Consider the following 24704-nt stretch of genomic DNA (forward strand, 5'->3'; position numbering starts at 1 on the left):
AATCAGTCGCAAATAACTGATAAACAAACGATTAGCCTAAACCCACAATTCCCTATGAAAAACAATATCAAACCTCCTAAAAATTGAATTTTCCCTATCCCACATGCGTATGACAAAGATTGTACAATGCGTAGCAGCTACCCTGCTACTGGTTCTGCTGGCAGCGCAACTGGTGCTGGCACAAACCCGCTCGGTTAGTGGGCGGGTATCCGACGACTCAGGCGATCCGTTGCCGGGTGTCAACGTAGTGGTGAAAGGCACCCAACAGGGGGCCACTACCAATGCCGACGGCCGTTTTACCCTGTCGATTCCGGCCGGAAACGTAAGCCTGACGTTCTCGTACATTGGGTACGTAACGCAGGAAATTCAGGTGGGCAACCAATCGAGCCTCAACGTAACACTCAAAGCTGATGACCGCTCGCTGTCGGAAGTGGTGGTGGTTGGGTACGGTACCCAGCGCAAAATCGAAACGACCGGCTCCATTGCGTCAGTGAAATCGGCCGAGCTGGTACAGACTCCGGTAGCCAACGTAGCGCAGGGCTTGCAGGCCCGCGTGGCTGGGGTGCAGGTAAACCAGAACACGGGCGCACCGGGTGGTAACATCAGCGTCCGGATTCGGGGCACTAACTCCATCAACGGTAACTCGGAGCCACTCTACGTAGTGGACGGAATTCAGATTTCGAACGGCGGAGGCATCAACGAAGTAAGCCCCCTTTCAACGATCAACCCTAATGATATTGAGTCGGTTGAGATTCTGAAAGATGCATCAGCCTCGGCTATTTACGGGTCGCGGGCGGCCAACGGCGTGGTGCTCATCACGACCAAGCGGGGCCGCACAGGCGCTACCCGCGTCACGCTCGACAGCTATTACGGTGTACAGAATGCAGCCAAACAGCTGCCGGTACTCAACGCAGCAGAGTTCGCGCAGCTCGAAAACGAAGTGTTCCGCAACAACTACTACCCCAACCCATCGTCACTCGGCGAAGGGATCAACTGGCAGGACGTTATTTTCCGCGAAGCCCCTATTCAGAACCATCAGCTATCGGTGAATGGCGGGAACGACAAGACCCAGATTGCCCTCTCGGCCAACTACTTCGACCAGAAAGGGATAATCGTCAACTCCGATTTCAAGCGGTATTCGTTCCGGCTCAACGTCGATCACCGCATCAGCGAGCGCGTCAAAATCGGAACGAGTATTCTGGGTAGCTACGCCATCAACAACGGCATCACCACCGGCTCAACCACCATCGGCGATGGAGCCGTAGTAACGGGGTCTATTCTGGGCGCAGCCATCGGGGCACCGCCTACCCTGCTCCCCTACCGACCCAACGGCACCCTGTTTCCGTTTGGCGAGCAGGCCAATGGGCAGTACCGCGAGGTAACCAACCCGCTTTCGTTTGCCAACATACTGAATCGCAACGACATCCGGCGCACGCTGGCCAATGTTTACGCTGATTTCAACCTCGTAAAAGGGCTTACCTACCGGGCTTCGTTCAACGTGGATATGCAGAGCCGCCTGCAGGACAACTACTCGCCCCGCGCCAACGTAGCCCTCGCCGATTTGAACGACAACTCCGGTTCGGGCTCCAAGACCAACGTCAACAACCTGGCTCTGCTGCACGAGAGCATTCTGACCTACAACACGATGTTTGGCACCAACCACTCGCTCAAAGCGACGGCGGTGTATGCCACGCAGGTGGAAAACGGCAACGCCAACAGCATCAGCGCCACGGGTTTCCCCAACGACGCTACCCAAAACGAAGCCCTGCAACTGGCCCTCAACCGCACGGTAAACAGCAGCCGCAGCAGCCAACGGCTCGACTCGTACCTGGCGCGGGTGAACTACGGTTTTCGGGACAAATATTTTCTGGATCTGACGGCCCGTGTGGATGGGTCAAGTAAGTTCGGGGCGAACCACAAGTACGGCTTGTTCCCGGCCATTTCGGCAGCCTGGCGTATCATCGAAGAGCCGTTCATCAAAAACGTTTCGTGGCTTTCGGACCTGAAACTGCGAGCCAGCTACGGAATCACGGGGAATGCCGCTGGTTTGAACCCTTATCAGTCGCTGGCGACGGTGTCGGCTTCGGGGAGCGATTACAACATCAACCACGCCTACGTGACAGGTATCAACCCCTCGGGTATTGCCAACCCCGACCTCCGCTGGGAACGGTCGGCGCAGTCGGACATTGGTCTGGACATCGGCCTGTTGAACAACCGGTTCAGCATCATTGTGGACGTGTACCAGAAAACCACCCGCGATCTGCTCTACGTAAAAGCCCTGCCCCTCAGCTCAGGGTACAGCACGATTACGGGCAACTTTGCCTCGTTGCAGAACCGGGGACTTGAGTTCGCCGTCAACGCCCGACTGCTCGACGGACCGCTCAAGTGGAGCGTGTCGGGCAACATGACCGTAAACCGCAATAAGGTGCTCGACCTCGACGGCGGCACCACCAGAGAGCGGTTTATCACAGCGTACTCGTTGCTGCAAGTGGGCAGCCCGCTCGGTATTTTCAAAACCTATGTGTTCGACGGAGTAAACCAGACCGGCGAAACAATTCTGCCCGGCTACGACGGCCGCGTGGGGGGCCACAAAGTCCGCGATCTCAACGGCGACAACACCATCACGGCTGCCGACCAGACTATCACGGGTGACCCCAACCCCGATTTCATCTACGGTTTCTCGACCAACCTGTCGTTTAAGCGGTTCGATTTCAGCGCGTTTCTGGCTGGTTCGCAGGGCAATGACATCTACAACGCCAGCCGTTTGTCGTTCGAGATGCCGCTGGGTCAGCGCAACCAGTTCAAGGGCGTGGTCAACCGCTGGTCGGCTACCAACCCCAGCAACCAGTACGTGAGTGGTTTTCAGGGCGGCCGGTTACCGATCTCCAACTACGTGATGGAAGACGGCTCGTACCTGCGGTGCAAAAACATCACCCTCGGCTACACGCTGCCCGCCATTAAGGGCTTCCAGAACATTCGGGTGTATGCCAGTGCCAACAACCTGTTTACGGTGACCAACTACAGCGGGTTCGACCCGGAAGTGAACACCTATGCGGGTTCAAACACCGCCATTGGTATTGACAATCTCGTGTATCCGCAGGCCAAATCGTTCCTCGGGGGCATTCAGGTAACCTTTTAGCTTATTGAGTGAATGAGCGATTGCGTGAGTAAGTGAAAATCGGAGCGGGTACGAGTCCATCTCTATCCGCCACCCACACTCATTCACACACGCACTCACTCTTTCACTCTTCCGCTCTTTCACTCTTTACAATGAAAAAGAAACTCATATACCTGCTTCCGCTGCTGGCTCTGACAGGCTGCGAGCTGGAAGAAACCATTTACTCGTCGATTTACACGGAGGCCTTTTACAAAACGGCCGCCGACGCCGAAAAAGGGCTTATTGCGGCTTACGACCCCCTCGGCGATATGTACGGCGGACCGGCGGCAACGCTTGTGTCCGACTTCAGCGACGACCAAACCTACCCGCGTGGGGTGGTGGGCCGTAATACACTCACCCTGTTCACCTACGATGTAAACTATACGGTGCAGAAAAGCAACTCGCGCACCAACGAGTCGCCCCAGCAGATCTGGGCGTCGGGCTACGACGGTATCGAAAAGGCCAACTGGATTATCGCCAAGGTGCCCGACGCGGTCATGCCCGAAACCCGCAAGAAGCAGATCATCGGCGAAGCGTATTTTCTGCGGGCCTTTTATCTGTGGATGTTGACCAAAAACTTTGGGGATGTGCCCATCAAAACCACGCCGAGCTACTCGGAGGCCGACGCTATTGTGGGTAAAAGCCCCAAAGCGGAGGTCTACAAGCAGATTTACAGCGACCTCGACATGGCCTTTGCCGCTGGGTTGCCCTCGTACCCGGCCGTTGATAAGGGCCGTCCGAGCAAAGAGGTAGTCAATGCCCTGTACGCCAAGGCCGCGCTCTACAACGAAGACTGGGCCAAAGCCCTCGAAAAAGCGCAGGCCGTAATCACATCGGGCAAGTACTCGCTCATGCCCGATGTGCGCAACGTGTACCGCTACGATGTGGAAGATGCCGCCCGGATTGAGAATATGTGGGCTTACGAAGTTGATCCGTTTTCGCCGGGCCGCTCACACCAGATGACCGGCCTCTGCGGTCCTCCGGGTAGCGCCGGCCCCGAGTACGGCCGCACCACCTTCGGGTCAATGTTTGCGTACATGTCGTTTTTCCGCAGCTTCAACCCCCTCGACAAACGTCGGCAGTTGCTCGACACCAACTACGTCGACAAAGCGGGCAAAGTGGTGCCGCAACGGAGCGTGACGCCCATCACCACCGATGGGGTACTCATCAAGAAATACCAGGACCCAGTCTCGACGGTGAATATTATTCCAAACATCCCGATTCTGCGTTTGCCCGACATGTACCTGATTGCGGCCGAGGCCGAGGCCCGGCTCAACGGGGCTACAGCAACCGCCTACGCCAACATCAACGCCGTGCGGAAGCGAGCAGGCCTGCCCGACCTCGCTACAGGCCTGAGCAAAGATGCCTTTATCGAGGCCGTGCTGCAGGAGCGGGCGTGGGAGTTCTTCGCCGAGGGCGACCGCTGGTACGACCTCACTCGCACGGGTAAGTTCCTGACAGTGATTCCGAAGGCGGTCAACAGCGTGTACCCAACCCGAAACGTACAGGCCAAGAACAAGTACTTCCCGATTCCGCAGGACGAGTTGAACGCCAACCCCAAACTCGAACAAAACCCAGACTGGAAATAATTGAGCGAATGAGTGATTGAGTGAATTGTAAACCCAATTTCAGTACTGGACATTAGATGTTGGACATTAGACATTAGACCTCCCTACAGAATGGTAGTAAGTCTAACGTCTAATATCTGCGGTCCGAATGCCCAGTACTGAAAAACTCAATCGCTCATTCACTCAATCACTCACTCATTATGCAAAAAGCAGACAGTTGGCTTGGTTTCTGGATGGCCCTGCTACTCGGGCTGACCGGTATTTCGGAGGGCAAACCCATGCCCGCGCCGAAAGCTGAGTCGGTGCGGTCGTACACCATCACCGAAAACGACACCACTGTTTATGTGCTACACCTGGCCCTCGACGGGACCGGACAACCCGCTTACTTTTTTCGGAATGTGTTTACACCGGTTTGCCTCACGGGCGAGTGCAAACCGGTGTATATCAACTTCTACTGGGACTTGCTGGGCAACTACACCCGCTTTGATTTTCCGCCCGGCGAGGAGCTCACCAAAATGGATCACAAGCCGTTTAAGCCCGAAGACTACGAGAAATTGCAGACCATTCTGGCCAATACCAACTCCCTGTTTAAGCAGGTGGCGATGGAAGACCTGGTTGGCAAGGGCACCGAAAATCTGGCCGACTCGGTGGATGCCAAAGCCGGGGCGACCCTCAAAACCGTAAAAAACGAAGTAATCGAGGGGGCCGTGTACACCTGTTACACCCTCTGGCATATTGCCCACGGCAAGGTGGTGAGTGAAATGCAGCGTATCACCGAGTCGTACCGGAACGAGGCCCTGCTCCACCGGTTTCTGACGGGCGCCAACCACCACTACCAGTACTGGGCGCTGGACCGGGTGCTGGGACCGGGCGGGCAGGTACCGCCGACGTTTGCGGCCGATGTGCAGGGCGTGGTTCGGGGCAAAAACATATTTACGGCTCGCTACGCCCTGCAAAAAGTGGCCCCCGATTTCTGGAACGACCCGCAGCGCCAACGCTGGCTCTGGGACACCTACCTGTCGGCGGGGTACACTCTGCAACTGGCCATTCTGAAAAAACTGACCACTATCCGGCTCCTGCCTACCCTAACCGAACCCCTGGCCGGGCACCTGCCCAATGCCAACCCCGAACAATTTACTTTATTGCTTAACCTGCTGGCCGCGCAACCCGGCTTATCCGACAAAACCCAGGTAAATCTGGCCGGGCAACTGAATGGGGCCAACCCGGACTATACCGCCCGGATTTACCAGCTGCTGACGAGCCTACGCCCCCGAAACCGGGCCGTACTGGCTCAGATGGCCCGTTTCCCGTCCAAACCTGTTCAAACCCAACACTGACATGAAAACTACAATTCGCCTAATTGTCCTCTTGCTATTGGCCCTGCGGGTAAGCGCTCAGGACCACGTTTTTGTCGAGACCGAATCGTTTGAAAACAAAGGTGGCTGGGTCATCGACCAACAGTCGTTTGTGGTCATCGGCTCGTCGTACCTGATGGCGCACGGAATGGGTCGGCCCGTAAAAGATGCCACCACCACCGTGCGGTTTCCGAAAAAAGGCAAGTATCAGATTTGGGTGCGCACCAAAGACTGGGCACCGTTTCCGAAAGGGCCGGGTAAGTTTCAGGTCGCCTTGAACGGCAAGCCCCTAAACACCGTGTTTGGCGAAAGCGGCTCCGATACCTGGAAATGGTACTACGGGGGCGAAACCGACATTCAGAGCGAGCAGGTCACGATGGCCCTGCACGACCTGACGGGCTTCAACGGCCGCTGCGACGCCATTCTGTTTACCAACGCGCCCAAATTCACCCCGCCCGACGGAGCCGAAGCCCTCACGGCCTTCCGGAACAAACAACTGAACCTGACGGGCAAAACAGCCGACGCCGGGCAGTTTGATCTGGTGGTGGTGGGCGGGGGTATTGCAGGCACCTGCGCGGCTATTTCGGCGGCCCGGCTGGGCCTGAAAGTCGCCCTGATTCAGGATCGGCCGGTGCTGGGCGGCAACAACAGCTCCGAAATCCGGGTGCACCTCCGGGGCGACGTCGATAAAAACCATTATCCCAAGCTGGGCCGGATTGTCCGCGAAATGGACAACGGCGACCCCGGCAATGGTCACCCCGAAGGCAAAGAATACGGCGATGACCGCAAAATTGCCATTGTGAAAGGCGAGCGCAACATCACGCTTTTTCTGAACACCCACGTTCACAAAGTGGAAAAAGAAGGCGACCGGATTGTGGCCGTGGTGGGCCGCGATATTGCCACCAATGCCGAAACCCGGTTCCGGGGCACGTACTTCTCCGACTGCACCGGCGACGGTACGGTGGGGCATTTGGCCGGGGCGCAATACCGGTTTGGCCGCGAGAGCAAGGCCGAAACGGGTGAGTCGCTGGCGTCGGAGAAAGCCGACGATTTTACCCTTGGCACCTCCAACCTCTGGGCCTCGCTCGAACGCGACACGGTATCGTCGTTTCCCGAAACGCCCTGGGCTATTCAGTTTTCAGACGAATACCACATCGACGAAGCCCGGGCCGACTGGCAGTGGGAAACCGGCTTTGGCAATTTCAACACGATCACCGATGCCGAAAAAATCCGCGATCACAACCTGCGGGCTATTTTTGGCAACTGGTCGTATCTGAAAAACAACAAACAGGCCAAATACGGCAAGCGCGAACTGGCCTGGGTGGCTTACATCGGCGGCAAGCGCGAATCGCGCCGACTCATTGGCGACCATATCCTGAATCAGATGGATATTCAGGAGGGCAAGCAGCACCCCGACGGCACCGTTACGGCCACCTGGACCATTGACCTGCATTTTCCCGACGAGCGTAACAAAAAGTACTTCGAAGGGCAAGAGTTTTTTGCGGGCACCAAGCACATCAAAGTGGCTCCTTACACCATTCCGTACCGCTGCCTGTACTCCAAAAACATCAGCAACCTGTTTATGGCCGGTCGCAACATCAGCACCACCCACGTTGCCTTTGGCAGCACACGCGTGATGCGTACCTGTGGCATGATGGGCGAAGTGGTGGGCATGGCCGCTTACCTGAGCAAGAAGCACAACACCACACCGAGAGGGGTGTACCAAACGCACCTGCCCGAACTGATGGCGATTATCAAAGATGAACCAACGGCTTCCATTAAGCCCTAACCGGGCGGCCCTCGGCCTCCTGCCCCTACTGCTCCTGTTCGGCACAGGGCAGGAGAGCCCGTTGGTCAGTCTGGAGGGCGAAGCGCAGGGCACTACGTACCACATTAAATACCGCGACGACCGACAGCGCAACCTCAAACCGGCGGTCGATTCGCTGCTGGCCGATATTGACCGGTGCCTCTCGCTCTACCGGCCCGACTCTGAGCTATCGGTCTTTAACCGGGGCCGCGAACACCGCTTTCGGTCAGAGCACTTTTACCCGGTTTTGCAGAAAGCCGCCGAGGTGTTTCGGGAAACAGATGGAGCCTTCGACCCAACGGTGATGCCACTGGTAGAAGCCTACGGGTTTGGGGCTAAAAACGTGGCCCGGACGGGTGAGGTCGATGTGGATTCGCTGCGCAAACTGGTTGGGTTCGGGCAGATCGAGTTCGACATGAAGGGCATCCGCAAGCCGGGCCCGGCCGTGCGGCTTGACCTCAACGGCATTGCGCAGGGGTACTCAGTAGACCGGGTAGCGCGATTGCTTGAGCAACAGGGCATTGGGCAGTACCTGGTTGAGATTGGGGGCGAAATCCGCACGAAAGGCCCCAAAACCGGCACGCAACCGTGGACAGTAGGCCTTGAAAACCCCTTACACCCCGACCAGCTGCATACTGCGCTCAAACTGACCAACCGGGCCATGACCACCGCGGCTCACTACCGCAATCAGTACACGGTCAACGGGCAGGTGTTCAGCCACATCATCAACCCCAAAACGGGCATGATGGAAGCAGGCGACCTGCTCAGCGTGACGGTGTTTGCCCCCGACGCCATCACGGCTGACGCCTACGACACCGCTTTTCTGGTGATGGGTCTGACCGAAACGAAGCGGTTTCTGGCCCGGCACCCCGAACTGGATGCGTACCTTTTATACACCGGGCCGGATGGCCAGCTAAAGTCATTTGCCACCAAAGGCACCAGTAGTTTATGAGACATCGAACGATTCTTTTCTTTTCCGCCCTTACACTCCTAACGCATGCCGGGTCGGCACAGGCCCCGGCTACCCAACTCGCCAACGAGCGGGTGCGCATCAGCTGGGCCAAAACAAGCCGGGGCTACGAGATCCGTCAGGTTGGCGTGCGGCAGGGCGGTCGCTGGCAACCATTGGGCACGCCCTCGGGCGAAAACACCCTCCTCTACGCAGCCGAAAAGCCTTCCGACAAACCGTCTGAAACGTTCAGGAGCCTTACGGGTGAGGAGTTTCCGGGGCCCAAATACCACTATCAGGCCGTGCAATGGGCCGAAAGCACCAACCCGGTATCGCTCAACACGGCCGGGCAGGCCATTCACTTTTTCCCGACCGAAGCCCGCAAAACCGGTCCCAATAGCCTGACGTTCCGGCAGGAAACCGAAACGGCCACCATCTCAACAGAGTGGACCCTCGACCCGAAGTTCCCGACCGATGTGGTGGTTAAGCAAACCCTCACGGCCAAACAAAAAGGCTTTTTCTCGCTGGCTACACCCAGCCTGGCCACCGTGGCCGAGTCGCAGATGAGCTGGGCCACCGTGCCGGGTTATTTTCAGGGCAACAAACTTCAGCCCAACTTCGCGCTGGCCTACGCCTACGGGCACGGCATCCCGAACCGCCCGGTGGTGTACCGCGAACGTTGCGCCACCACCCTATCGCCCATGGTGAGCACCCGCAACGGCCTCACGCTGTCGGTAATTCCCGAGCCGGGCCTCGCCCGCGACCCCTGGGCCGTGGACAAAATCACGCAAATCGACTGGCACATCGGGCTGTCGCACATGAACCGCAAAGCCCAGCTTTCGCCCACGCTGTACTACCCCGTGCTGGGCGAGCCAAAGTCGGCCCTCCAACCGGGCGAAACCCTCAGCTACACGTTCCGGTATAGCCTCACCGACGGCGACTGGTTCAAGGCTCTCAACCATGCCGTGTACGATGTGTACCGGTTTAAGGAGTCGGTGGCGATTCGGGAGAGCAAACAATCGCTCACGAGCCGGATTCAGCAAATGCACCACTACCTCACCGACCCCAAAACGTCGCTCTGGAACGTGGAAGAGTACAACGGCCGCAAAATTGGGGCGCAGTCGTACCTGGGCGGGGTGGTTGGCTCCGACCGCGACGCCATGAAAAACTCCGATTATGGAGCCATGTGGATGCTCGCTACAGCCACCGGCGACTCGCTTTTGACCCGTAATGTGTTGCCCTATGCCGAAAACTTCAAGCTGGCCCAACAACAAACAACTGATGGTTTTTTCAAGGGTGCGGCCGCTGGTCAGTATTATCTGGCCAAGAAAAAGAAGTTTGTGGAAGAATGGGGCGAAGTGGTTGAACCGATTGCCCTGACCTACTACATCATGCTCGACCTGGGCAATATGCTCCTGTTCGACCCGAACAATGGTGAGCTTAAAAACCGGCTCCGGCTCGGAGCCGACCGGCTTCTGAGCTGGCAAAAGCCAAACGGTAGCTGGGCTGTGGCTTATGACCGGGCCACGGAGGCCGAAGTGTTTCGGGATGTGCAGGATGTTCGGCCCACGTTTTACGGACTGATGGTGGCCTACCGGCTTCTCAAAGACCCCAAATACCTCGCCGGAGCCCGCAAAGGGGCCGACTGGATTCTGAAAAACGCCATTGAGACGGGCAGTTATCTGGGCGTGTGTGGCGATGCCCGTTACGCACCCGACTTTGCCACCGGTCAAACGGCGCAGGCGTTTCTGGACCTCTACGATTTCACCCGCGACGAACGCTACAAGCAGGCCGCCATCACGGCCGCTAAGGTCTACACCACCTCCATTTACACCCACCCTATTGCGAGCCATCAGCCCAAGCTGGTCAACGGCACCCAACGCCAGGACTGGGAGATCAGCCAAACCGGCCTCAGTTTTGAGCACGGTGGCATTTTCGGGTCGGCTACGCGCCACGGGCCTATTCAGCTGGCGAGTCATGCAGGCCTGTTTATCCGGATGTATGGCCTTACCAAAGAGCCTATTTTTGCCGATATGGCCCGCGCCGGGGCCGTTGGGCGTCATGCCTTCGTGGATGCCAAAACAAGCGTAGCCTCGTATTACTGGCAGGCCATGAACCGGGGGGCCGGGCCGTACCCGCACCATGCGTGGTGGCAAATTGGCTGGCTTACCGACTACCTGATGGCCGAAGCGGAGCTGCGCTCAGACGGGAAGGTGAGCTTCCCGCGCGGGTTTGTGACGCCCAAAGTGGGGCCGCATCAGACTTACGGTTTTGCGCCGGGTACGGTCAACGGACAGAAAGCCCGGCTCATTATCGACGAGAATCTGGTGAAGCTCGACAACCCAGCCGTAGAGCACATTCTGGCCAAAGCTGTGCAGGGCAACAAAACGTTTGTCATTCTGATGAACAGCCACGCCAAACCCGCCGAGGTGAAGCTAACCCTTGCCGGTAAGCCAGCCGTTTCGAAACAGCTACCGGCTTACGGCCTCGACATCGTCACCATCGACCAATAATCTATCAACCCATTCAACCGACCCGGTGCACCGGAGCGAAGTACACGGCCCCACAGGTCGGCGCTCCGGTTTCACTTTCTACGGTCCGCACTCTTTTTCCAAGGTCCGCGCTCTTTACCGCACGCGGCCCGCACTCTTTCACTCTTTCATTCTTTATGAGCCTGACCATAGATACACTGGTAATTCTGATTTTCTCGGCCTTTGTGCTCGGTATCGGAATGCTCTTTGTCCGCACGGGCCGCAACCTCAAATCATTTTTTGCCGGGGGCGAAGCCGTACCCTGGTTCATTGGGGGGTTGTCGTTGTTCATGAGTTTTTTCTCAGCGGGCACGTTTGTCGCCTGGGGGAGCATCGCCTACAAGTACGGCTGGGTAGCCATCACCATTCAGTGGACCATGTGCATTGGTGCATTGGTGACGGGCCTGTATCTGGCTCCGCGCTGGAAAGCAACCGGGGCCCTCACGGCAGCCGAGTTTATCCGCCAACGGCTGGGCCTGACGGTGCAGAAAGCCTACATTTTCATTTTCACCCTCGTCAGTGTGTTCATCAAAGGGTCGGTGCTGTACCCCGTAGCAAAGCTGGTGAGCACCTCGCTCAACCTGCCGCTGGTACCCTGCACCGTTGGGCTGGGTATTTTCATGATTGCCTACACAGCCGTAGGAGGCCTCTGGGCCGTGATGGTGACGGATATTTTGCAATTCGTGGTCTTGTCGGCGGCTGTGTTCATCCTGCTACCGCTTTCGTTCGACCGGGTGGGCGGGTTTGACGCCTTTACGAACAAAGTCCCCGACGATTTTTTCAACCTTCTGGCTGGCGAATACACCCTTGGTTTTGTGCTGGCCTTTGTGTTTTACCACATTGCCTACATCGGCGGCAACTGGACGTTTGTACAGCGGTACACGAGCGTCGACAGCCCTAAATCGTCGCGCAAGGTGGCGTTTCTGTTTGCCGGGCTATATCTGGTCAGCCCGATTATCTGGATGCTGCCCCCAATGATTTACAAGGCCATCGACCCCTCGCTCACGGGCCTCGACACCGAAAATGCCTACCTCAAAATCTGTCAGTTAGTGTTGCCGCCGGGTTTGCTGGGCCTCATGCTCACGGGTATGTACTTTTCAACTTCAGCCTCGGCCAACACGGCCCTCAACGTGGTGTCGGCGGTATTTACGAACGACATTTACAAGGGGCTGATTAACCCCGGAGCCTCCGACAAACAACTGATTCGGGTAGCGCGGGGGTCGTCGTGGTTTTTCGGGCTGGGCATGATCGGGATTGCCCTGCTGGTACCGGCCGCCGGAGGCATTGTGGAAGTGGTGCTGAGTATTTCGGCCATTTCGGGTGGGCCGCTGCTGGCTCCTCCGCTCTGGGCCTTGTTCTCCAAACGACTGACGAGCCAGGTAACCCTCTGGATTACGGGCATCGGGCTGTCGGTCAACCTGTTTTTCAAGGTCTTGTCGCCCTGGCTGCTCGACTACAAGCTGACGCGGGCCACCGAAACCGTGATTGGTGTGGGCTTGCCCTTGCTGTTGCTGCTGGCGTATGAGCTTTGGGCGGCCCGGCGCACGGCTACCTCGCCCGACTACGAAAATTACCTGCGGGCCCGCGACCAGAAGCGCGAGGACGCCCGCCTGGCGGTCGACCCGGAGGAAGCTCAGGCCATTCGGCAGCAAAATCGATTTGGCCTGCAGGTCATTGCGGTGTCGCTGGTATTTACGGCGGTTATGCTGCTGGGGCTGAGCTTTCTGACGACCGAGGGGCGCGGCATCACGGCGGGTATCGCCGTACTGGTACTGGCCGGAGCCCTTATTCCGTGGCGAGCCTCGAAACAGACGCCGACAGAATTAGTCCACGATCAACTCCAGAAATTCATCAATGCGAATCACTGATAATGAAGGAAAGGCTGTTTCGCGGAGGATGGAAAAATGTCGATCCTCCGAAACCAGATGGTCTACATTGGCCATTAGTGCACAATCGACATACTTATTGTCATCAGGATCGTTGTGCATTAACCCCCAACCAAAATGTACCGTTTGCAGAAAGCAGGTGTCGAGCGACAGAAGAAGCTTAACTACATTATCGGCAACGTTATCGGATGTTTTTTCGGCCAGTTTCTCATGGTATTCAAACAAAATTTCATTGCTGACGACCACCTCAAATTTACCTGCCCGCAACGCATCGAAAATAGGACGGTACGGAGATTTGACTGGCAACGCGACGAGCAGAACATTTATGTCAAGAACAACCCGCATCATCAGGCAGAGGGGCTACGAAGATGCTCCGTTTTCCAGCCCTCTATTGTCTCTTCGCTCCAACCTTGATCGACCCAGAGTCCATTCATCTCATCGTCGATTTTCTGAGCGAAATACTCGGCCAGCAAACGACGAATGTCTGTCAGCTCTTCGTCAGACACATTGTACGAATAGAGTTTTAGTAACTCCATCTGAAGATTACTCAAACGGGTAGTTTGTGGTTGCAAGGTGGCCATAGCGCTCACAGTTTTTACAAATATAACGAAACGACTCGCCAGTTTGTGCTGACAGTCAACTCCTGTATGAATTCACTCCGACTATCTGGTCTACTGCTTTTGCTGTGTTGTTGGGCTATTCCATCGCTGGCTCAGTACACTATTCGGCAGCCCAACGCCATTCCGCTGCATGGCCTCTGGCACTTTGCCCTCGACCCGGCCGATCAGGGCGAAACCGGCCGCTGGTTTGCCGACGATCAGCCCCTCAGCCGCTGGGACAAAGTCACGGTACCGCACTGCTTCACGGCCGATCCCCGGTACTTGTTCTACAACGGGAAAGTATGGTACCGTAAAGCGTTTGCGTGGCAACCCACCGCCAACAAGCGGGTGCTGCTCCATTTCGATGCCGCCTTTTACGCCAGCACCATTTACCTCAACAACCGGAAGGTGAGTTCGCACGAAGGAGGTTACACGCCGTTTCATGTCGACATCACCGAGTTTCTGAAAGAAGGCACCAACACGCTGGCCGTTTCGGTCGACAACGACACCTGGAAACCCGGCAGTATTCCCGGTGCCAAGGACAACAATCAGGTCAACGACCCCTTTATGGGCTGGGTGAATTACGGCGGGCTGATTCGGCCGGTGTACCTGACGGTTGAGACGCCAGTGTACCTCGAAAACCTCAAAGTCGATGCCCTGCCCGACCTCGCCAAAGGAACCGCCGTGGTGCGGCTACGGGCGCGGGTGCGCAACACCACCGGGCAGGCCGTACAACCCAAACTGACAGCCTCGGTGAGCCAGCAGGGACGGCCGGTGACGGTGAGCTGGAAAAGCCAGAACGCCAGTATCCCGGCCGGACAAACGGGCCTGATTGACCTCGAAACCACCCTCAAAGCCGCCGATGTGAAACGCTGGAGCCCGGATGCCCCTCATCTGTACGCGCTCACGGCAAGCCTTGCGGGCGATACCCTGCGTACCCGATTTGGGATTCGGAAAGTTGAGGTACGCAACGCTCAGTTGCTACTCAACGGGGAACCCATCAAAATGGCGGGCGGCAACCGCGTAGTCGATTACCCCGGTCTAGGCTCGCTCGAACCCGACTGGCTGATTGAGAAAGACATGCGACTGATGAAAGAAGCGGGTATGGAACTGCACCGGCTCACGCACTACACTCCCTCCGAAGCCGTGTACGACTGGGCCGACGAGCACGGGATGCTCATTATTACCGAAGCAGGCAACTGGCAGCTTACCCCCCGGCAGATGGACAACGACACCATCCGGGCCAAATTCCGGCAACAATTTCGCGAAATGGCCGAACGCGACTGGAATCACCCCTGCGTGATTGCCTACAGCGTGGGCAACGAGTACCTCTCCGAACAACCCGCTGGCCAACGCTGGACCAAAGACATGATTGCCTACGCCCGCGAACTCGACCCCACCCGCCTGTACACCTTTGCGAGTATGCGGCTCAATATTCTGCCCAAAAAAGCCGAAGACGAAGCCAGCCAATACTGCGACTTTGTATCGACCAACACCTACGGTAATCACGCCAACGTACTCAAACACATTCACGCGCTTTACCCCGACAAACCGATCTTCGTGAGCGAGTACGGCACCCGCGCCGACGGCCCCAATGCCGAAGCCGGGCAGGTGGCCTATCTGGATAAGTTTCTGGCCGACATCCGGCAACTGCCCTACGTGATCGGGGCCTCGTGGTGGTCGTTCAACGATTACCGCAGCCGGTACCATGCCACCAACGCCAACGGATTTCGGCCGTGGGGGCTGGTGGGCCCTGAGCGTAACCTGCGCCCGTTATACACGGCCCACCAAACGGGCATGGCCCCGCTCACCGTGGCCAAAACCGACTGGAAACCCGGCCCCGAAGGCGTACACAGCCTGACCCTGCGCATTGCGGCCCGCGCCGATTTTCCGGCTTATCCCCTGCGGGCGTACCAACTCAAACTAAACGGCACCTCTTACACCCTACCCGACCTGCAACCCGGTCAAAGTACCGACCTGACGGTACCCGTGCGGGGCTTCGACCCGACGGTTACGGTAGAGGTGCTCAAACCAACTGGCTTTTCGATTCTGTCACAAACCATTGATGTAACGCATGATACGCGAACAAGCAACCGATAAACGTAACCTCCGAAACGTCCGGCATGAGGGCGATTTGATTGTAGTGGGCGGAGGGCTATCCGGCGTCTGTTGTGCCATCACGGCCGCCCGGGCGGGCATTCGCGTGGTGCTGGTGCAAGACCGCCCGGTATTGGGCGGCAACTCATCGAGCGAGGTGCGCCTGTGGGTGCTGGGGGCCACCTCGCACATGGGCAACAACAACCGCTGGGCCCGCGAAGGGGGCGTCATCGACGAGATTCTGGTGGAAAACTGGTACCGCAATCCTGAGGGGAACCCCCTCATTTACGATACCATCCTGCTCGAAAAAGTAATGCAGGAGGCCAACATTACCCTGTTGCTCAACACGGCCGTGTACGATGTCGAAAAATCGGCGACCGATACCATCAGCCTCCTGCGGGCGTTCTGCGCCCAAAACAGCACAACCTACGAGCTGGCGGCTCCGTTATTCTGCGATGCCTCAGGCGACGGTATCGTGGCGTTTCAGGCCGGGGCCGCCTTCCGGATGGGGGCGGAGTCGAAGGAAGAGTTTGGTGAAAAGTTTGCCCCCTCGGCCGATTATGGCGAGCTGCTGGGCCATTCGCTGTACTTCTACACCAAAGATACCGGTCGGCCGGTGCGGTTTGTGCCCCCGGCTTACGCCCTGAACGACATCACGCAGATTCCGCGCTACCGCCGGTTCAACGCCAAAGAGTACGGCTGTCAATTGTGGTGGATTGAGTACGGCGGTCGGCTCGATACCGTGCACGATACCGAGCGCATCAAGTGGGAACTCTGGAAAGTGGTGTACGGAGTCTGGAATCACATCAAAAACTCAGGACAATTTCCCGAAGCCGAAACTATGACCCTCGAATGGGTAGGGACCATTCCCGGCAAACGCGAAAGCCGCCGGTTTGAGGGCGACTATATGCTCACCCAGCACGACATTGTGGAGCAGCGCACCCACCCCGACGCGGTAGCCTTTGGGGGCTGGAGCATCGACCTGCACCCGGCCGATGGCGTTTTTTCCGAGAAACCGGGCTGCAACCAATGGCACAGCAAGGGCGTTTATCAAATCCCTTACCGCTGCCTGTACAGCCGCAACATCAGTAATCTGTTTCTGGCGGGCCGGATTATTTCGGCGACGCACGTAGCGTTTGGGTCGTCGCGGGTGATGGGCACAAGTGCGCACGTGGGGCAGGCCGTGGGCATGGCTGCGGCCCTGTGTCAGTCCGGTGAGCCGGGTCAGCGAGGACTATTGCCCCGCGATTTGGTCAATACCGATCGGATGCGTACCCTGCAACAGGAACTGCTAAAATCGGGCCAGCACATTCCGGGACTGGCCTTGCACGACCCCACCGACCTGACCCACGCGGCCACCCTGACCGCCAGCAGCGCGTTTGTACTGAGCCACCTCCCGCCCGACGGCCCGCTGCAACCCCTTGCCGACTCGGCCGCTCAGATGCTCCCGCTACCTGCCGGAGCCGTACCCCACCTGACAGCGTTTGTAACGGCCGAGGCCGAAACCACTCTCACGGTTGAGTTGCGCCGAAGCCAATCAAGGCCCGGCAACAAACCCCACAACCATACGCCCGACGTGACCCTGCAAACCCTGACGGTCGAGCTGCGTAAAGGTCGGCAGGAGGTACAGTTACCGTTTAGTGTATCGCTCGACGAGGCTCAGTATGTATTCGTCTGTTTTATGAAGAACCCGCTTGTTAGTTTGCAGTACAGCGCCTTGCGGGCAACGGGCGTGTTGTCGGTGTTCAATAAAACCAATCCGGCTGTGTCGAACTGGGGCAAGCAGGAACCAACCGAGGATATTGGCGTGGAAACGTTTGAATTCTGGTGCCCCGACCGGCGGCCCAAAGGGCATAACATCGCCCTACGCATTGAGCCCGGCATCCGGTTGTTCGGGCCGGAGAATGTGCGAAACGGGCTGCAACGCCCCACCACTCAACCCAATGCGTGGGTAGCAAACCTCACCGACCCCAACCCGACGCTCACTCTCACCTGGCCAACCAAACAACGTATCAGCCGTGTGGAGTTATCGTTCGATACGGATTTTGACCACCCGCTCGAAACGGTGATTATGCTCAATCCCGAAACGGTTTCGCCGTTCTGCGTGCAGGACTACATCCTGTGTAATGATCAGAAAGAGCGTGTTTATCAGAAAACGGGTAATTATCAGGCTCGCAACACCATCCGGTTCGACAAGCCTATTGAGACCAGCAGCCTAACCCTTCATTTGAAGACCCCTTCGGAAGCAGTTTCGGCAAGTTTGCTGGAAGTCCGATGTTATGAGGGGTAAGCGTGGCTGGTAGTTTTTGGTTTTTCGTTTGTGGTTTGTGGCGGGCGGGGGCTCCGGTTTTTGGTTGGCTGCATGAGTTAGCGGACCTAACACCGGAGCGCCGGCCGCCATAAACGAAAAACTATAAACCCTAAACCATACCCCCCAAAAAACCTTGCACGCACAATTTGATAACATAGAAGAGTATACCAGAACGAATCCCGGTATTTACAAAGGGGTGTACCTTTGTACGCCAACTTCCCGTCTCTCCGTTCTTCAATGTCTCCGCTTATCCGTACTTTACGAAATCTGTTTGTCGGTTTAGTGCTCATGTCGGGCCCCGTACTGGCCCAAACCACCGTCAGCGGTCGGATTCAGGATAAAACCACCGATCAACCGATACCGTTTGTAAGTGTGGCCCTGTACCAATTGTCGGATTCGACCGCCGTAGGGGGTGCCATTACCGACTCAACCGGACAGTACCTCATTGCCAATGCCAGGGCTGGCAGCTACCTCCTGCGAACCTTTTTTGTTGGCTACAAGCCCGTTTCGGTGCCAGTCACCCTAGTGCGGGGACAACCGCTCAACCTCGGTGTGCTCAAACTGGAGGGCGAGTCACGGATGCTTCAGGAAGTCCGGGTAGCGGGACAACGGTCAGACGTGGTAGTGCAGGCCGACCGGCAAACCTACCGCGCGGGGCAGTTTCAGTCGGCCGCCGGGGGTACCGCTACCGATGTGCTGCGTAACCTCCCTGGCCTTACCATCAATGCCGAAGGGGACGTCAGCCTACGGGGGGCCAACGGGTTTCTGGTGTTGCTCAACGGCAAGCCGGTACAGGCTAATCTGGGCACGCTGCTAAATCAGCTACCGGCCAACAGCATCGAGTCCATTGAAGTGATTACAACCCCCAACGCCCGCTACGACCCCGACGGTAAGGCGGGCATCATTGCCATTGTCACCAAAAAGGGAGTTGATGGGGGTTGGTCGGCGCAGGTGAATGCGCTTATTGGTCTGCCCAGTACGTACGCGTTTGGCAATGCCCGCAACCCGGTTCGGTACAGCCCCGACCTGACCCTTAACTTCCGCTCGGCCCGCTGGGATGTGGCGCTGAGTTCGGCCTATATCCGCAACGACATTGCGGGCCGGCGGGTAGGCGATGTAAGCACAACCCTGGGCAACCGATTCACGCGGTTTCCGTCGGACGGGGAGCGTAGTTTCGACCGGTACACGTTTACCAACCGGCTCGCCATTGCCTACGTCCCGAACAAAGCCAACGCCTGGAATCTGGGTCTGTACCAAAGTCAACGCACCGAAGACCGCATTGCCGACATTTTTTACAACACCACCACCACGAACCTCAACACAGGCCAACTCCTGAGCGAGCGGGCGTATTTCAACAGTAATCTGGTTCGGAAAGGGGGGCGTTTTTACACCGCTAACCTCGATTACACACACACCTTTCTGGGCAAGGCAACCCTGAGTGCGGGGGCCTTGTACGAGTACGACCTGATTGACGGCTTCACGGCCAACCGCAACCTCGGCCAAACCAATTTCCGCGATACACTTCAGTACGCTTACTCGACCACCAACCGGCCCATTCAGAATTTCAGGGCCAATCTGGACGGTAGCCTGCCCGTCTGGGGTGGCAAACTCGAAGGGGGGTATCAGTACCGGTATCAGGACGATGCGGGTAATTACCAGTTTCAACAACAGGACGGCAATCGGCAGCCGCTGCTTATCGTACCCAGTTTTACGGGCCGCACGGCCATTACCAACCACATCCATAGCTGGTACGGGCAATTTGGCGCGGTGCGCAAACGACTCGATTTTACGCTGGGGCTCCGTTTTGAACACGCCCAGCGAACGGTACTGTCGCTGCCACGTAACGAAACCTTCCGGCTTACCCTGAACAACCTGTTTCCATCGTTTAACCTGCTCTACAAACCGCAAACGGGGTTGGCACTCCGGGCCGGATTCAGTCGCCGGGTGCAACGCAACAGCAACTTTGCCCTCAACCCCCTGCCCGAACGCGAACACTCTGAAACGCTCGAACAGGGCGACCCAAATCTGTTGCCGGAGTTTATCAATCTGGCCGAGGTGGGCGTAACCAAAGAGGTGGGTCGGAGCACGCTCATCGCCACGGTGTACTACCAGGGTATTCAGAACGTGGTAAACCGGGTGAACCGGGTTTTTGCCGATACGATCCTGAGCCGGATTTACACCAATGCCGGACTGGCACAACGGCTGGGCGTTGAACTGGCCACCGACCTGCGGCTCACCAGGTCCTGGAAGGCATACCTCGGCGGCACCGTGTACCGCTACACCCAAAGCGGGCAGCTTTTTGCCAACGAGGTAATTTTTGATCGGGCGGCCTGGGTGTACTCGGTCAATGCCAACACTACGGTGCAGCTGACCCCTACCCTCACGGTTCAGGCTAACGTGAACTACCTCTCCCGGCGCATTACGGCACAGGGCGAAGATTCCCGGTTCCTGACGCCCAACCTCTCGGTGAAAAAGAGTTTATTGAGCTCACGGCTTACGATCATGGCGCAGTGGCAGAATATTGGGCTGGGTATTTTGCCCACCAACGAGCAGCGCATCACCACGCGGGGCCTTAACTTCTTCACCACCACCAACTACATTCAGGAGAAAGATATTTTCCTGCTTAACCTCAGCTACTCGTTCCGACAGGTCAGCAAGCGGGCCAAACTTCCCGGCAATGAGTTTGGGGATAAGGAGTTTTAGAAACGATGAGTGATGAACGATGAGTTTGCTGACGCGCGAAGCTCATCACTCATCGTTCATCACTCATCACTCATCACCCTTAACTCCTCTGGTTTGGCGTATGATTCAGGGCTAAGTAAAACGCAATGAGGTACACAACCTGGGTGGCAACCGTGGCCCAGTCCATTTTGAGCGATGTACCAAACATAAGGACGGTCATCAGCAGACCACCGGCAAAATAGCCCCACCGACCAAACGGACTCCCCACCAGAATGGCCAGTCCAATCAGGATCTCGATAAAGCTCACGCTGTACAGAAACCCCTTCGTGACCACGTCGGGCAAGATTGTATCGCCAAACCCAGCCGCCATTTTATCCACCGTAGCCGACAGATTGGGCAAGCGCACCGCTCCGTGCAGGAACATGTTGACCCCCAGCCCAATCCGCAAAATCAAGGCGGCTAACTGACCATTCGTAAGGCTGTTGTCCATAGGCATTGGTATTTTTTGGTTTGTCGCTACAACGGCCAAACCCGTTGGCTTAGGCAAAAAAAATTAGCGCATGGCATCAAACAACAGCATACCAATTCGGGGCTGGGTGCGTTGGTGAGGGCTTCTGAAGGCTTAAAATCCGAAGTCTTTGATGGGCTTGATGTCGTAATACGCCCGGATCTCCTCGGCGCTGGGTGGGTTTACGGGCCGCACAATCCGAAAGCCACAAAACGAAGCCGAAGTCATCCACCAGTCAGATTTGGGGCTTTGCGGGTCAATCACTTTCCAGGCCGGGTCGGAGCCCACGCGGGCCGCCGAGCGGAGCAACAGAGCATCGTCATCCCACGAGCCACCACGCACCGAGTTGGGATACAGCTTGGTGGTGGGCGCAAACGGTTCGTTTACCTTACCACTCGCTTTTTGGGCGTAGTAGTTCGGAATGTACTGGTCTTTGGTCCACTCCATCACGTTGCCGTGCATGTCGTACAGGCCCCAGGGGTTAGGTTTTTTCGTACCGATTTTCTTGTAACCGCCATCGCTATTGACTTTGTACACGGCGTATTGACCCAGCAATTTGGGGTCGGCCCCGAACGAGTACGGGGTTTTGGTGTTGGCCCGGCAGGCATATTCCCACTCGGCTTCGGTGGGGAGCCGGTAAAAAATGCCGGTCTTGTCGTACAGCCACGCGCAGAATTTGATGGCTGCGTACTGGGTCATGTTAATAGCCGGATACCCCGACCGGCCCATGCCAAACGACATATCCACGTACGAGGGGCTGGGGCGCGTGCTGGCGTCGGTTTTGCTCAGGTCGGCACCTTCGGGGTAGCGGGCCGCCATTTCTTTCTCGATGTTTTTGGTCGTGAACAGGTCGTAAATATCCCAGGTGATTTCGTACTGCCCCATCCAGAACGGCTCAATCTTCACCTTGTGCTGCGGTCCTTCGTCGGCTTTGCGGCCTTTTTCGGTGGCTGGGCTACCCATCATAAACTCGCCACCCGGAATAGCCACCATCGGGTACACCTGATTGCTGCCGCTGATGGCCTGGGTGTATGATTTATGGTCGGTAACAACGGGAGCGGCTGGTGAGGCCGGGGCGGGTTTGGTCTGGGCTACACAAAGCGCGACGGTGTGAACAAGCGAAAGCGTAAACAGAAGCTTCCGGGCAAACATAGGGGTACGAATCATGCCGTTGATATACATTCAGGTTTGTTCTCATTAAAGATAAAAGTACGACTGATTTCCTTGTTGTACCTTTGCCTAAAATACAAGGGCGTGCGGGTTACCCCCAACCGGCCCCTGCTTTTTAGGGCAGGGTTTCGGTCCAAACGGCGCGCTCATCAGTTCATTATGAATTATCTCTCAGCCGAGAAATTAACCAAAACATACGGCGACCGTACCCTGTTTCGGAATGTCAATTTTGGCATTAACCGGGGCGATAAAGTCGCGATTGTCGGGGCCAATGGCTCCGGAAAAACCACCTTGCTGTCGGTTCTGGCCGGGGCTCTCCCGCCCGATGAAGGGCTCGTGAGTGTACGAAAAGACATCAGCGTAGGCTACCTCGATCAGCAACCGGCCCTCAACGAAGCCCTCACCGTGATGGAAGAGGTGCTCTCGGGCGAGAGTGTGCAGCTCGAAGCCGTGCGGGCTTACGAGAAAGCACTCAACTCAGGCGATGCCGTAGCCCTGGAGCGGGCCATGGCGCAAATGGAAAAACTGGAGGCCTGGGATTATGAGTCGCAGCTGCGGCAGATGCTGGGCGAACTGGGCATTCACGACGTCGATCAGTCGGTGAGTACCCTCTCGGGCGGGCAGCGTAAGCGGGTGGCCCTGGCGCGGGTGCTTATTCAGAATCCCGACCTGCTGATTCTCGACGAACCCACCAACCACCTCGACCTGGAAGCCATCGAATACCTCGAAGGTTACCTCAATACCAACAACGGTACGCTGCTGATGGTCTCGCACGACCGGTATTTTCTCGACGCAGTCTGTAACCAGATTGTAGAGCTCGACGGGGGCCAACTGTACGGCTACAAAGGCAACTACGCGTACTTTCTGGAGAAAAAAGCCGAACGGCAGGAGATGCAGGCAGCCGAACTCGAAAAAGATCGTAACCTGTTTCGGCGCGAGCTGGAATGGATGCGTCGGCAACCCAAGGCGCGGGGCACCAAAGCCAAATACCGCGAAGATGCCTTTGACGAGCTACAGGAAAAAGTAAGCGGCAAGGGCAAGGGTGGTGAGCTGGAACTAAACCTGCGCACGGCCCGGCTCGGCAGCAAGATTCTGGAGGTCGAAAACCTGAGCAAACGCTACGGCGAAAAGGTCTTACTCGACCACTTTACGTATACCTTCAAACGGCTCGACCGGGTGGGGCTGATCGGGAAGAACGGCATGGGCAAAACCACCCTGCTGGAGATGATTACCGGCCAAACCCGGCCCGACTCGGGCAAAATTGCGACGGGTGGCACCGTACGGTTTGGGTATTATACCCAGTCGGAGATCAGCATTCCCGAAAATCAGCGCGTGATCGACGTGGTGCAGGACGTAGCCGAAGTGATGAAACTGGCATCGGGCGAAACCGTAACGGCCAGTCAGTTGCTCCACCACTTTCTGTTCGACCGGCAAAAGCAGTACGATTACGTAGCCAAATTGAGCGGGGGCGAAAAACGGCGGCTTCAGCTCCTGCTGGTGCTGGTGCAGAACCCGAACTTCCTGATTCTGGACGAACCCACCAACGACCTCGACATCACGACGCTCAACGTGCTGGAGGAGTTTTTGCTCAACTTCCCCGGCTGTATCCTGATCGTGACGCACGACCGCTACTTCATGGACCGGCTCGTAGACCATGTGTTTGTGCTGGAAGGCGAAGGCAAGGTGCGCGACTACCCCGGCAACTACACCGATTACCGCGAATGGCGCGACAAGCAACCGCGTGTCCCCAAAGTTCAGCCATCTGTCCCAAATGCGGGCCGGTCGACAAACCAAAACACAACCCCTGTGGTTACGCAGGCAAAGGCCCCCGCGGTCAAAAAGCGGCTTTCGTTTAAAGAGCAGCGTGAATACGAAACGCTCGAAACCGAGATTGCCGAACTCGAACAACGGAAAGCCGAACTAACCGAACTGCTCAACACCGGAGGCCATCACGAACAACTGACGGCCTGGGCTAATGAAATTGGGCAGCTCGACGCATTAATTTCCACCAAATCAGACCGCTGGCTCGAACTGGCGGAGTATGCATAGAGAATGAAAGAGCGAAAGAGCAAGATGTGGTGCTA

The 24704-nt window shown here is 57.1% G+C and carries 15 protein-coding genes and 1 pseudogene; 12 read left to right on the top strand and 4 right to left on the bottom strand.

All coding sequences use genetic code 11. The annotated features are described in order from the left end of the window. Positions 1 to 103: 103 nt before the first annotated feature. The 7 genes from RUDLU_RS0106710 to RUDLU_RS0106740 all read left to right on the top strand — a co-directional run bounded on the left by RUDLU_RS0106710 (position 104) and on the right by RUDLU_RS0106740 (position 13235). The gene (locus tag RUDLU_RS0106710; protein ID WP_019987589.1) at positions 104 to 3139 is read left to right on the top strand and encodes a SusC/RagA family TonB-linked outer membrane protein; all 3036 of its coding nucleotides are present in this window, start codon (positions 104 to 106) and stop codon (positions 3137 to 3139) included. Between the two features lie 131 nt (positions 3140 to 3270). Continuing rightward, positions 3271 to 4746 (top strand): RagB/SusD family nutrient uptake outer membrane protein, encoded by a 1476-nt coding sequence (locus RUDLU_RS0106715; RefSeq protein ID WP_019987590.1) that lies wholly within the window; start codon positions 3271 to 3273, stop codon positions 4744 to 4746. Positions 4747 to 4925: 179 nt separating this feature from the next. Further along, positions 4926 to 6062 carry a hypothetical protein gene (locus RUDLU_RS0106720; RefSeq protein ID WP_019987591.1) on the top strand — a complete coding sequence of 379 codons (1137 nt, stop codon included), beginning with the start codon at positions 4926 to 4928 and terminating at the stop codon, positions 6060 to 6062. Position 6063: 1 nt separating this feature from the next. Next, positions 6064 to 7869: an FAD-dependent oxidoreductase gene (locus RUDLU_RS0106725; protein WP_019987592.1), complete on the top strand. Its 1806-nt coding sequence runs from the start codon at positions 6064 to 6066 to the stop codon at positions 7867 to 7869. After that, the gene (locus RUDLU_RS0106730) at positions 7841 to 8839 is read left to right on the top strand and encodes an FAD:protein FMN transferase (protein WP_019987593.1); all 999 of its coding nucleotides are present in this window, start codon (positions 7841 to 7843) and stop codon (positions 8837 to 8839) included. Before RUDLU_RS0106725 ends, RUDLU_RS0106730 begins: the two co-directional genes overlap by 29 nt. After that, positions 8836 to 11349: a glycoside hydrolase family protein gene (locus RUDLU_RS0106735; RefSeq protein ID WP_019987594.1), complete on the top strand. Its 2514-nt coding sequence runs from the start codon at positions 8836 to 8838 to the stop codon at positions 11347 to 11349. Before RUDLU_RS0106730 ends, RUDLU_RS0106735 begins: the two co-directional genes overlap by 4 nt. 155 nt (positions 11350 to 11504) lie before the next feature. Beyond that, the gene (locus RUDLU_RS0106740) at positions 11505 to 13235 is read left to right on the top strand and encodes a sodium:solute symporter family protein (RefSeq protein ID WP_019987595.1); all 1731 of its coding nucleotides are present in this window, start codon (positions 11505 to 11507) and stop codon (positions 13233 to 13235) included. On the opposite strand, the gene RUDLU_RS0106745 is transcribed toward RUDLU_RS0106740, so the two are convergent. Then, entirely contained in the window at positions 13191 to 13601 is a 411-nt protein-coding gene (locus RUDLU_RS0106745) for a putative toxin-antitoxin system toxin component, PIN family (RefSeq protein ID WP_019987596.1), read from the bottom strand. The two genes, RUDLU_RS0106740 and RUDLU_RS0106745, sit on opposite strands and share 45 nt — an antisense overlap. Beyond that, positions 13601 to 13834 (bottom strand): hypothetical protein, encoded by a 234-nt coding sequence (locus RUDLU_RS0106750; protein ID WP_019987597.1) that lies wholly within the window; start codon positions 13832 to 13834, stop codon positions 13601 to 13603. The genes RUDLU_RS0106745 and RUDLU_RS0106750 overlap by 1 nt, the downstream gene beginning before the upstream one ends. 66 nt (positions 13835 to 13900) lie before the next feature. On the opposite strand from RUDLU_RS0106750, the gene RUDLU_RS0106755 reads away from it, so the two are divergent. From RUDLU_RS0106755 to RUDLU_RS0106765, 3 genes are all read left to right on the top strand, one after another. Next, positions 13901 to 15952, top strand: a complete 2052-nt coding sequence (locus RUDLU_RS0106755; RefSeq protein ID WP_044129369.1) for a glycoside hydrolase family 2 protein — start codon at positions 13901 to 13903, stop codon at positions 15950 to 15952. Beyond that, the gene (locus RUDLU_RS0106760) at positions 15927 to 18239 is read left to right on the top strand and encodes an FAD-dependent oxidoreductase (protein ID WP_019987599.1); all 2313 of its coding nucleotides are present in this window, start codon (positions 15927 to 15929) and stop codon (positions 18237 to 18239) included. Before RUDLU_RS0106755 ends, RUDLU_RS0106760 begins: the two co-directional genes overlap by 26 nt. Positions 18240 to 18497: 258 nt before the next feature. Then, positions 18498 to 20963 carry a TonB-dependent receptor gene (locus RUDLU_RS0106765; RefSeq protein ID WP_157580111.1) on the top strand — a complete coding sequence of 822 codons (2466 nt, stop codon included), beginning with the start codon at positions 18498 to 18500 and terminating at the stop codon, positions 20961 to 20963. A gap of 79 nt (positions 20964 to 21042) precedes the next feature. Here RUDLU_RS0106765 and RUDLU_RS0106770 read toward each other — a convergent pair whose 3' ends face one another. Then, positions 21043 to 21432, bottom strand: a complete 390-nt coding sequence (locus tag RUDLU_RS0106770; protein WP_019987601.1) for a DoxX family membrane protein — start codon at positions 21430 to 21432, stop codon at positions 21043 to 21045. A gap of 132 nt (positions 21433 to 21564) precedes the next feature. After that, positions 21565 to 22617 (bottom strand): formylglycine-generating enzyme family protein, encoded by a 1053-nt coding sequence (locus RUDLU_RS0106775; RefSeq protein ID WP_245581635.1) that lies wholly within the window; start codon positions 22615 to 22617, stop codon positions 21565 to 21567. A gap of 207 nt (positions 22618 to 22824) precedes the next feature. On the opposite strand from RUDLU_RS0106775, the pseudogene RUDLU_RS30585 reads away from it, so the two are divergent. Beyond that, positions 22825 to 23256: pseudogene (locus tag RUDLU_RS30585) on the top strand (ATP-binding cassette domain-containing protein); the annotation flags it as partial. A 126-nt stretch (positions 23257 to 23382) separates the two neighbouring features. Further along, on the top strand, positions 23383 to 24669 hold the full coding sequence (locus RUDLU_RS0106780; RefSeq protein WP_425414141.1) for an ABC-F family ATP-binding cassette domain-containing protein: 1287 nt from the start codon (positions 23383 to 23385) through the stop codon (positions 24667 to 24669). The last annotated feature ends 35 nt before the right edge of the window (positions 24670 to 24704 follow it).

The organism is Rudanella lutea DSM 19387, from assembly GCF_000383955.1.
In the GTDB taxonomy this organism is placed as follows: domain Bacteria; phylum Bacteroidota; class Bacteroidia; order Cytophagales; family Spirosomataceae; genus Rudanella; species Rudanella lutea.

Bases quoted from the DNA above. Each gene is read 5' to 3' on its own strand.
- RUDLU_RS0106710 (WP_019987589.1), top strand. From the start codon at position 104: ATGCGTATGACAAAGATTGTACAATGCGTAGCAGCTACCCTGCTACTG.
- RUDLU_RS0106715 (WP_019987590.1), top strand. From the start codon at position 3,271: ATGAAAAAGAAACTCATATACCTGCTTCCGCTGCTGGCTCTGACAGGC.
- RUDLU_RS0106720 (WP_019987591.1), top strand. From the start codon at position 4,926: ATGCAAAAAGCAGACAGTTGGCTTGGTTTCTGGATGGCCCTGCTACTC.
- RUDLU_RS0106725 (WP_019987592.1), top strand. From the start codon at position 6,064: ATGAAAACTACAATTCGCCTAATTGTCCTCTTGCTATTGGCCCTGCGG.
- RUDLU_RS0106730 (WP_019987593.1), top strand. From the start codon at position 7,841: ATGAACCAACGGCTTCCATTAAGCCCTAACCGGGCGGCCCTCGGCCTC.
- RUDLU_RS0106735 (WP_019987594.1), top strand. From the start codon at position 8,836: ATGAGACATCGAACGATTCTTTTCTTTTCCGCCCTTACACTCCTAACG.
- RUDLU_RS0106740 (WP_019987595.1), top strand. From the start codon at position 11,505: ATGAGCCTGACCATAGATACACTGGTAATTCTGATTTTCTCGGCCTTT.
- RUDLU_RS0106745 (WP_019987596.1), bottom strand. From the start codon at position 13,601: ATGATGCGGGTTGTTCTTGACATAAATGTTCTGCTCGTCGCGTTGCCA.
- RUDLU_RS0106750 (WP_019987597.1), bottom strand. From the start codon at position 13,834: ATGGCCACCTTGCAACCACAAACTACCCGTTTGAGTAATCTTCAGATG.
- RUDLU_RS0106755 (WP_044129369.1), top strand. From the start codon at position 13,901: ATGAATTCACTCCGACTATCTGGTCTACTGCTTTTGCTGTGTTGTTGG.
- RUDLU_RS0106760 (WP_019987599.1), top strand. From the start codon at position 15,927: ATGATACGCGAACAAGCAACCGATAAACGTAACCTCCGAAACGTCCGG.
- RUDLU_RS0106765 (WP_157580111.1), top strand. From the start codon at position 18,498: ATGTCTCCGCTTATCCGTACTTTACGAAATCTGTTTGTCGGTTTAGTG.
- RUDLU_RS0106770 (WP_019987601.1), bottom strand. From the start codon at position 21,432: ATGGACAACAGCCTTACGAATGGTCAGTTAGCCGCCTTGATTTTGCGG.
- RUDLU_RS0106775 (WP_245581635.1), bottom strand. From the start codon at position 22,617: ATGATTCGTACCCCTATGTTTGCCCGGAAGCTTCTGTTTACGCTTTCG.
- RUDLU_RS0106780 (WP_425414141.1), top strand. From the start codon at position 23,383: ATGGTCTCGCACGACCGGTATTTTCTCGACGCAGTCTGTAACCAGATT.